This is a genomic window from Rhizobium leguminosarum (genome assembly GCF_001679785.1).
Lineage (GTDB): Bacteria > Pseudomonadota > Alphaproteobacteria > Rhizobiales > Rhizobiaceae > Rhizobium > Rhizobium leguminosarum_R.
On sequence record NZ_CP016286.1, the window covers coordinates 4,090,552 to 4,097,500 of the forward strand.

Sequence of the window (6,949 nt, forward strand, 5' to 3'; positions counted from 1 at the left end):
GAATTGACTGTGAATGAAAGCCGGGCAAAGTGGCAGCATTCGAAAGTCGTTGCCAGGGAGAATGTCGCATGAGCCGCGTTGATAAGAACGGTCTTGCCATCGAAACCGTCCTTCATGATTTCCTCGTTAAGGAGGTGCTGCCGGGTCTGGCGGTCGATGCGGACAAGTTTTTCGCCGATTTTTCCGCGATCGTCCACGATCTCGCCCCGAAAAATCGTGCGCTGCTGGCAAAACGCGACGAGCTGCAGGTAAAGATCGACGACTGGTATCGTCGGCATGGCGCGCCGGCGGATATGGACGAATACCAGTCCTTCCTCCGTGAAATCGGTTATCTCTTGCCTGAGGGATCGGACTTCCAGGTTTCGACCGACAATGTCGATCCGGAGATCGCCTCGATCGCCGGCCCGCAGCTCGTCGTTCCCGTCATGAACGCCCGTTACGCCTTGAACGCCGCCAATGCCCGCTGGGGCTCACTCTATGATGCGCTCTACGGCACGGACGCCATTCCCGAGAGCGATGGCGCCGAGAAGGGTAAGGGCTACAATCCGAAGCGCGGCGAGAAGGTCATCGCCTGGGTGCGCGATTTCCTCGATGCATCAGCGCCGCTGCAGGACTGCCGCTGGAAGGATGTCGGAAGCTTCGCCGTCAAGGATGGAGCGCTGGTCGTCAGATCGATCGATGGCGAGCAGGCCATGCTAACGGACGGCAAGCATTTTGCCGGCTATCGCGGCGATCTCGCCGCTCCGACGCATATCCTCCTGAAGAACAACGGCATTCACATTGAAATCGTCATCGATGCGGCGACGACGATCGGGAAAGCCGATCCGGCTGATATTTCCGATGTCTGGCTGGAATCGGCAATTACGACGATCATGGACTGCGAGGATTCGATTGCCGCCGTCGATGCCGAGGACAAGGTCGTCGTCTATCGCAACTGGCTCGGTCTGATGAAGGGCGATCTGCAGGAAGAAGTGGCAAAGGGCGGAACGAGCTTCATCCGCACGCTCAACCCGGATCTGCAATATGCCGGCCCGGATGGTACCGCCTTCGAGGTACACCGGCGCTCGCTGATGCTGGTGCGCAATGTCGGGCACCTCATGACCAACCCGGCGATCCTCGACCGCGACGGCAACGAGGTGCCTGAAGGTATGATGGATGCTGCGATCACCGGCCTGATCGCGCTTTATGATATTGGTCCCTCCGGCCGGCGGAAGAATTCCCGGACCGGCTCGATGTATGTGGTCAAGCCGAAGATGCATGGGCCGGAAGAGGTCGCCTTCGCCGTCGAGATCTTCTCGCGGGTCGAAGATGCGCTTGGCCTACCGCGCAACACCATCAAGATGGGCATCATGGATGAGGAGCGCCGCACGACCGTCAACCTCAAGGAATGCATCCGTGCCGCCCGCGAGCGCGTCGTCTTCATCAATACCGGCTTCCTCGATCGCACTGGCGACGAGATCCACACCTCGATGGAAGCCGGCCCGATGATTCGCAAGGGCGACATGCGCCAGGCGGCCTGGATTTCCGCCTATGAGAATTGGAACGTCGACATCGGCCTCGAATGCGGCTTGTCCGGTCATGCCCAGATCGGCAAGGGCATGTGGGCGATGCCGGATCTGATGGCGGCGATGCTCGAACAGAAGATCGCCCACCCGAAGGCCGGCGCCAACACCGCCTGGGTACCGTCGCCGACGGCCGCAACCCTGCATGCCACCCATTATCACCGGGTCAATGTCGCCCGTGTGCAGCAGGGGCTGAAGGATCGCGCCCGCGCCAAACTCTCCGATATTCTCTCCGTGCCGGTCGCGGTGCGGCCGAATTGGACACCGGACGAAATCCAGCGCGAGCTCGACAACAATGCTCAAGGAATCCTCGGCTATGTCGTGCGCTGGGTCGATCAGGGCGTCGGCTGCTCGAAGGTGCCCGACATCAACAATGTCGGCCTGATGGAAGATCGCGCGACGCTGCGCATTTCGGCCCAGCACATGGCGAACTGGCTGCATCACAAGGTCGTCACCGAAGCTCAGATCATCGAGACGATGAGGCGCATGGCCGCCGTCGTCGACCGGCAGAATGCGTCGGACCCCACCTACCAGCCGATGGCCGGCAACTTTGACGATTCGATCGCCTTCCGGGCTGCCCTCGATCTCGTCCTGAAGGGTAGGGAACAGCCGAACGGTTATACCGAGCCGGTGCTTCACCGCCGCCGCCTCGAGCTCAAGGCGAAGCAGACTGCCTGACGGAGAATACGAAAAGGCCGCCGGAACGATAGTTCGGCGGCCTTTTTTATACCGAATTCGATAATTAGCTTACTGAATGACGACGACCTTGGACGTGCCCTTGCCCGGGCGGACGCGGCTGTAGAGATCGATGACATCCTGGTTCATCAGGCGAATGCAGCCCGAGGAAGCGGCGGTGCCGATCGAAGCCCATTCCGGCGTGCCGTGCAGGCGGAAGAGCGTGTCCTTGCCGTCCTCGTTGAAGAGATACATGGCGCGCGCGCCGAGCGGATTGCTGAGACCCGGACCCATGCCGTCCTCGACGTATTTGGCGAGATCAGGCCGGCGGACGGCCATTTCCTTCGGCGGGTGCCAGTTCGGCCATTCCTGCTTCCAGGCGACGTAGGCGGTGCCGGCCCATGCGAAGCCCTGCTTGCCGACGCCGATGCCGTAGCGCATCGCCTTGCCGTTGGCCAGGATGTAATAGAGGAAGCGCTCGCGCGTGTTGACGATGATCGTTCCGGGACGCTCTGTGGTCTGGTAGCTGACGACCTGGCGGCGGAATTGCGGCTTGACCCTGTCGATCGGGATCGCCGGTAGGGAGTATCCGGCATCCTTCGTCAGGCCGTAGGCGTCATTGAAGATCTGTGCCGTCTGAACCGTCGGGCCTGCGCCCTTGTCGTCGACGGATGCGCTGTCTGAGGTCGTCGAGCAACCGGCCAGAGCGAATGTCGCCAGCAGGCCAAAGACAGGGAATGCATTGCGGATGCGCATGGATGACTCTTGAAGTTTTGGGGCAAGGAGAACGGTCTTTCGACCATCGTTGATTATGGTTTATTTTCGATTAACTTGCGCTTTGCAAGGCTACTGCAGCGCGACAAATCCGTCTGCCGCGCAAATTAGAAGCGCATGGTTTTTTTGCAACAACACGCCAGCCCCTCTGATGGTTATCCATGACGATTTTGAGTGTTTACAATAACAATCCGTTAATCGATGGCCGGCAATCGGACAGGGCCATGATGGTGCGGCGCGGAACGCAGATATTGCTCCATGAAATGCGCCACGCCGTGCTGCCTGAACTGCCGCTGGCCAGCGGCCGCCGTGCCGATCTGATCACGCTTTCGGAAAAGGGCGAGGTCTGGATCATCGAAATCAAGACCTCGATCGAAGATTTCAGGGTGGATCGCAAATGGCCGGAATACAGGCTGCATTGCGATCGCCTGTTCTTCGCGACTCACCAGGATGTGCCGTTGGAGATCTTTCCCGAGGAATGCGGATTGTTCCTGTCGGATGGTTATGGCGCCCACATGATTCGCGAAGCGCCGGAACACCGCATGGCGCCGGCAACGCGCAAATCCGTCACCCTCAACTTCTCGCGCGCCGCCGCGCAAAGGCTGATGATCGCCGAGTGGGCAAATGGAAAGCCGTTCACCGTGGATGACGTTTAATAGATGGCTTGTCTATTTCGGCGCGCGTTTGGCAAGAATGCGCTGCAGCGTCCGCCGGTGCATGTTGAGCCGGCGCGCCGTTTCGGAAACATTGCGTTCGCACATTTCATAGACCCGCTGGATGTGCTCCCAGCGCACTCGGTCGGCCGACATCGGGTTTTCGGGAAGCTCCGCCTTCTCGCCCGGCCGCTGTGTCAGCGCCGAAAACACGTCGTCGGCATCCGCAGGCTTTGCAAGATAATCGACGGCGCCGAGCTTCACGGCCGTGACCGCCGTTGCGATATTGCCATAGCCGGTCAGCACGATGATCCTGGTGTCGTCGCGCCGCTGGCGGATCGCCTCGATGACGTCGAGCCCATTGCCGTCGCCGAGCCGAAGGTCGACCACCGCATATTTCGGCGGCCGGCCTTTCGATTTCGCAACGCCCTCCGCCACTGATTCGGCCGTCTCTACCTGGAAGCCGCGTGTCTCCATCGCCCGCGCTAGGCGGCGCAGGAACGGCCCGTCGTCGTCGACGATCAGCAGGCTGGCGTCGGGACCGATATGGTCCTCGTCCGACGCGGTGAAATTGTCATGATTCTGTTCTGTCATCGTCTCGGTCCTGGCGGTTGAGCGCCCGATCTGCGTCAACCGCTTATATCCTGTTTATGCCGACAAAGTCATTTTGTCGAATTTGCGTCGATCAGCATGCGCGGCCATTCGATCCGGATGCGTGCGCCCGCATTTTCCGGGTCGCGGTTCTCGAAAACCAGCGATGCGCCGGAGCGCTCCAGCAGCGTCTTGGCGATGAAAAGCCCGAGCCCGAGGCCGCCTGCCGTATCCTCCTTCTGCCGCTTCGTCACATAGGGTTCGCCGATCCGCGTCAGAATATCGGGCGCATAACCGTTGCCGTCGTCCTCGATGACGATCAGCACTTTGTCGTGATCGTGCTCGACGGTAACGATCACTTTCTCTCGCGCATAATCGACGGCATTTTCGATCAGATTGCCGAGCCCGTACATGATGCCGGCATTGCGGTCGGTGACCGGCTCGCCCTTGCGCGGGCTCTTTTCGATAAGCTCCAATCTGATGCCGAATTCCCGGTGCGGGGCGACGATCTCCTCGATCATCGAGGAAAGCGGCAGCCGGCGCATATGCGCCTCGCCTTCGGAAGAAAGCGTCGTCAGCCGCCGCAGGATGTCGCGGCAGCGTTCGCTCTGGCTACGAAGCAGCATCACATCCTCGCGGAAACGATCGTCATTCTTGAGTTCCCGCTCCATTTCCTTGGCGACGACGCTGATCGTCGCAAGCGGCGTTCCGAGTTCATGGGCCGCCGCCGCCGCCAGTCCGTCGAGCTGCGACAGATGCTTTTCCCGCTGCAGCACCAGTTCGGTCGCAGCCAGCGCATCGGCAAGCTGGCTCGCTTCCATCGAGACCCGATAGGCATAGAAAGCGGCGAATGCCATGGTCGAGGCGATCGAGCACCAGACACCGAACTGCATGACGTTGTGCACGTTGATCTCGGCCCCGTCGAACCAGGGCAGCGGAAAGGGCGAAAAGGCAAGCACCGTAATGCAGACCATCGCAACGCCGATCAGCGCGGTGCTATAGCGGATCGGCTGTGAGGCAAAAGAGATGATGACTGGCACGCAGACGAGCGCTGCGAAAGGATTGGCAAGGCCGCCGGTGATGAAAAGCAGCGCGCAGAGCTGCAAAAGGTCGAAGCCGAGCAGCGCAAAGGCGGCCGGCGGCTCCAGCCGATGCGTCGGCGGATAACGAATCGTCAGGTAGAAATTCACCCAGGCCAGGGCGGCGATCAACGAAGAGCTGGCAATCAGCGGCAGGGGAAATTTGAGCCAGAAGGCAACGATGAAAACCGTCAGCGCCTGTCCGCCGACGGCAAGCCAGCGCAGCCGCACCAGCGTCTGCAGGCGCAGCCTGCGGCTATTATGCCGATCCTCCAGCGTATAGCCTTCCGTCTTGTCGATCATGTCAGGCTTATCGATCATGCCGAGGGCTCCTTGAATGGCCCTCATGTACCACGCGGTTTTGCCCGTGTCGTCGGCAACGCATCCTCCGGCCGCTCCGGCCAGGGATGCCGGGGATAGCGCCCGCGCATATCGGCACGCACATCCTTCCAGGAGCCGGCCCAGAAGCCCGGCAGGTCGCGTGTCGTTTGGATCGGCCGGTGCGCCGGCGAGGTGAGCTCGAGCAGCAGCGGCAGGCGGCCACCGGCAATGGCCGGATGCTGCTTCAGTCCAAACAGCTCCTGCACGCGGATCGTCAGAACCGGCTCCTCGCCCTCATATTGGATCGGATGCCTTTGGCCGGTCGGCGATTCGAAATGGGTCGGCGCAAGCCGGCTAAGGTCGCGTTGCAATTCGTGCGGCACCAGCGACATCAGTCCGTTCGAAAGCCCGGCCGCGGAAATCTCCGAAAGGCCGCGCGCCTCCGTCTGGAAGGGTGCGAACCAGTCGTCCAGCCGGGAAAGCAGGGCATCGTCGCTGACATCGGGCCAGGGCTCGCCGATCGTCCTGTGGAGGAAGCCGATCCGCTCGCGAAGCTGAATGGCTTCCTTCGAGAAGGCAAGCTGATCGAGCCCCAGTTCGCGCACTCCCTCCATCAGGGCCTGGGTGACCGCTGCCCCGGAAGGGCGCGGCAAGGGCGTCTCTTCGAAGACGATCGCGCCGAGCCGGGTTGCTCGCCGCGCCCGGATTTGCCGGCTTTGCCGGTCGAAGAATATCTGGTCGCCGGTTTGGATCTCACCAGGCAACTCGGCTTCGATGTGGCCGCGTGTCACCTCGGCTGCCGCCAGAACCCGCGCCTGCGCCGCCCGTCCGGTCAGGTCGGCAATCACCAGCATCTGGCTGCCGGCCAGCCTCTCGGTTTCCGGCAGTTCTGCTCCGCGCCCGTTCGCCATCACGAACCGGCCGCGCCCGCCGCGCTGAAGTGCGATTCGATCCGGGAATGCATGCAGCAGCATCTGGCCGGCAAGCGCCGGCGCCGCTGAGGCAACCCTGTCGAGGCCACTCGCCAGCCGCCCCGCCAGCCGCCGCGAGGCCTCTGCTCTCTCGCCCCGCTCGGCCTTGAAACGTCGCAGCCGCTCCTCGATATCGACACTCGTTCCGCCAAGCCCCTGTTCGGTGAGAAGCACGGCGATCATCGCCGCATCCCGAGCGTGTCCCGCTTCTCCCGCCGAGACGACCATGGCGGCAAGCCGCGGCGGCAAAGCCAGATCGCGCATCACCTTGCCGCGCGCTGTCAGCGCTCCGTCCTTGTCGAGTGCGCCAAGCTGGCCAAGCA

The 6,949-nt window shown here is 61.8% G+C and carries 6 protein-coding genes (1 of these 6 cut by a window edge); 2 read left to right on the forward strand and 4 right to left on the reverse strand.

Annotated features, from left to right (window positions below):
• The first annotated feature begins 68 nt into the window (after nucleotides 1-68).
• Nucleotides 69-2,240 carry a malate synthase G gene (locus BA011_RS19930; protein WP_065281715.1) on the forward strand — a complete coding sequence of 724 codons (2,172 nt, stop codon included), beginning with the start codon at nucleotides 69-71 and terminating at the stop codon, nucleotides 2,238-2,240.
• Between the two features lie 69 nt (nucleotides 2,241-2,309).
• Here the strand turns inward: BA011_RS19930 and BA011_RS19935 are convergent, their stop codons facing one another.
• On the reverse strand, nucleotides 2,310-2,993 hold the full coding sequence (locus tag BA011_RS19935; RefSeq protein WP_017962671.1) for a L,D-transpeptidase: 684 nt from the start codon (nucleotides 2,991-2,993) through the stop codon (nucleotides 2,310-2,312).
• 179 nt (nucleotides 2,994-3,172) lie between these two features.
• Between BA011_RS19935 and BA011_RS19940 the strand changes: the two genes are divergently transcribed.
• Nucleotides 3,173-3,667 (forward strand): MmcB family DNA repair protein, encoded by a 495-nt coding sequence (locus tag BA011_RS19940; protein WP_065281716.1) that lies wholly within the window; start codon nucleotides 3,173-3,175, stop codon nucleotides 3,665-3,667.
• Nucleotides 3,668-3,679: 12 nt separating this feature from the next.
• On the opposite strand, the gene BA011_RS19945 is transcribed toward BA011_RS19940, so the two are convergent.
• From BA011_RS19945 to hrpB, 3 genes are all read right to left on the reverse strand, one after another.
• The gene (locus tag BA011_RS19945) at nucleotides 3,680-4,258 is read right to left on the reverse strand and encodes an ActR/PrrA/RegA family redox response regulator transcription factor (protein WP_027682291.1); all 579 of its coding nucleotides are present in this window, start codon (nucleotides 4,256-4,258) and stop codon (nucleotides 3,680-3,682) included.
• A gap of 68 nt (nucleotides 4,259-4,326) precedes the next feature.
• Entirely contained in the window at nucleotides 4,327-5,655 is a 1,329-nt protein-coding gene (locus tag BA011_RS19950; RefSeq protein WP_186806467.1) for an ActS/PrrB/RegB family redox-sensitive histidine kinase, read from the reverse strand.
• A gap of 23 nt (nucleotides 5,656-5,678) precedes the next feature.
• Nucleotides 5,679-6,949: the 3' portion of an ATP-dependent helicase HrpB gene (hrpB, locus tag BA011_RS19955; RefSeq protein ID WP_065281717.1), read on the reverse strand. It continues 1,195 nt past the right edge of the window; 1,271 of the gene's 2,466 nt are visible here — the last part of the coding sequence; its start codon lies beyond the right edge, outside the window; it ends in the stop codon at nucleotides 5,679-5,681.

Excerpts from the sequence above, each read along its gene's own strand:
- BA011_RS19940 (WP_065281716.1), top strand. The coding sequence starts at position 3,173 with ATGACGATTTTGAGTGTTTACAATAACAATCCGTTAATCGATGGCCGG.
- BA011_RS19950 (WP_186806467.1), bottom strand. The coding sequence starts at position 5,655 with ATGATCGATAAGCCTGACATGATCGACAAGACGGAAGGCTATACGCTG.
- BA011_RS19945 (WP_027682291.1), bottom strand. The coding sequence starts at position 4,258 with ATGACAGAACAGAATCATGACAATTTCACCGCGTCGGACGAGGACCAT.
- BA011_RS19935 (WP_017962671.1), bottom strand. The coding sequence starts at position 2,993 with ATGCGCATCCGCAATGCATTCCCTGTCTTTGGCCTGCTGGCGACATTC.
- BA011_RS19930 (WP_065281715.1), top strand. The coding sequence starts at position 69 with ATGAGCCGCGTTGATAAGAACGGTCTTGCCATCGAAACCGTCCTTCAT.